Source organism: Streptomyces sp. OfavH-34-F (assembly GCF_022347745.1).
In the GTDB taxonomy this organism is placed as follows: Bacteria; Actinomycetota; Actinomycetes; order Streptomycetales; family Streptomycetaceae; genus Streptomyces.
Window position 1 is genome coordinate 1 of record NZ_JAKRGC010000585.1, and the last position, 1,743, is coordinate 1,743.

The window sequence follows — 1,743 nt, forward strand, 5'->3', positions numbered from 1 at the left end:
CGGCCGGGGGCGCGCGGGGCGCGGGCGGTGCCCCGGGGGCCGCCGGACAGCTCGTCGGGGGCCGGGACGCGCATGCTGGTGTGGGTGTCGCGGTTGGAGTCCGGGGACGAGCCGGGCACCAGCGGGACGGCGCCGCGCCTGCGGGGCTCGTCGCCGGCCGGGGTGTACTGCTGCTCGTCGTAGCCGGGGGCGCTCTCCGGCTCCTCGTCCGGCTCGTCCACCTCCAGCGGCGGGATGCCGGCCAGCTGCGGCAGCTGTTCGCGCAGCCGGGCGGCCAGTTCGGAGGCGCGCAGCCGGGAGGCCGGGGCCTTGGCGAGGCACTGGACGAGCAGCTGCCACAGCTCGTCGGGGATGCCGGGGAGCGGGACGACGGTCTCGGTGACGTGGCGGCGCAGCACCGCGCCGGGGTGGCCGCCGCCGAACGGCGTGAAGCCGGCGAGCAGCTCGTACAGGACCGTGGCCAGGGCGTAGATGTCCACGGCGGCGCGCGGCGGCAGGCCCTCGACGATCTCGGGGGCCAGGTAGTCCGGGGTGCCGATGATCTTGCTGCTCCGGGTGCGGCGCGGGGTGTCGATGAGCTTGGCGACGCCGAAGTCGGTGAGCAGCGCGGGGTGGGAGTGGCCGGGGCCGAGCGGGCCCTCCATGTCGAGCAGGATGTTCTCGGGCTTGACGTCGCGGTGGACGATCCCGGCGGCGTGCGCGGCGGCGAGGCCGTCCGCGACGTCGGCGACGATGGCGACGGCGGCCTCGGGGGCCAGCCGGCGTTCGCGGTCGAGCCGGGTGCGCAGGTCGGTGCCGCGGACGAGGTCCATGACGAGGGCGAGGTCGTTGCCGTCCACCACGAGGTCGCGGACGGCGACGACGTGCGGGTGGTCGAGTCCGAGCAGCGCGGTGCGCTCCTGGACGAACCGGCCGACGAGCTCCTGGTCGGACGCGAGGTCCTCGCGGAGCAGTTTGATGGCGACGGGGCCCTCGGGGCCGTCCCCGAGCCACACCGTGCCGGCGCTGCCGCGCCCCAATATCTGGTGGGCGGTGTACCGGCTGCCGATTTTCCGTGCCAAGACTGCTCCCTCAGCGGCTGGCGATGGACCCCCAACAACCCCCGGTCGACAAAGTTACGCGGCGATCGGGGGCCCGTGCGCCGCAGTCGGCGCCAACCTTCGCTTCTGCGGGCGAATCGCCCCGGATTGGGGCCGGATTCGGTCCGCGGAAGTCGACATAGCTACAGAGTGGTACGCCCGGCCGGGGCTTCCGGCCGGGCGCCGGGACCGTGCGGTCGCCGGGGACGGGGCGGTCAGTTGCCGCCGCTGCCGCCGCCCAGGTCGGAGACCCAGTCCTTCACGGTGGTGACGGCGTCGGTGATGGCGTGCCAGTAGCTCTGGCCCTGCCCGATCCAGTCCTTGAGCGGGGTCAGCTCCCAGATCAGCCAGCTCGCCACGAAGAGCAGGACCAGCGTGAACAGGCAGCCCTTGAGGCAGCCGAGTCCGGGAATCCTCATCGGGTTGGCGCTGCGCCGCCTCGGCTCCCGGGGCGCGCGCGGTGCCGGCTGCTGGGGCTGCTGCGGCGGCGCGTACTGCTGCTGCGGCGGGGGCTGGTACGGCTGGGGCTGCGGCTGGTACGGCTGCGGCTGGGGCTGCGGGCGGTACTGCTGCTGGTGCTGCTGGGGGTACGGCTGCGGCGCGGGCTGCTGGTACGGCTGCCGGTCGCGCGGCGGCTGCTGCTGCGGCGGGGCCTGGCGGCGCT

Annotated in this window: 1 protein-coding gene and 1 pseudogene; both read right to left on the reverse strand. The window is 75.0% G+C overall.

Annotation, left to right across the window (positions count from 1 at the left end; translation table 11 throughout):
- A partial coding sequence (locus MHW47_RS35130; RefSeq protein ID WP_239227869.1) for a serine/threonine-protein kinase occupies positions 1-1,061 on the reverse strand: 1,061 nt, incomplete at its 3' end.
- Between the two features lie 233 nt (positions 1,062-1,294).
- Positions 1,295-1,743 (reverse strand): annotated as a pseudogene (locus MHW47_RS35135) (serine/threonine protein kinase); the annotation flags it as partial.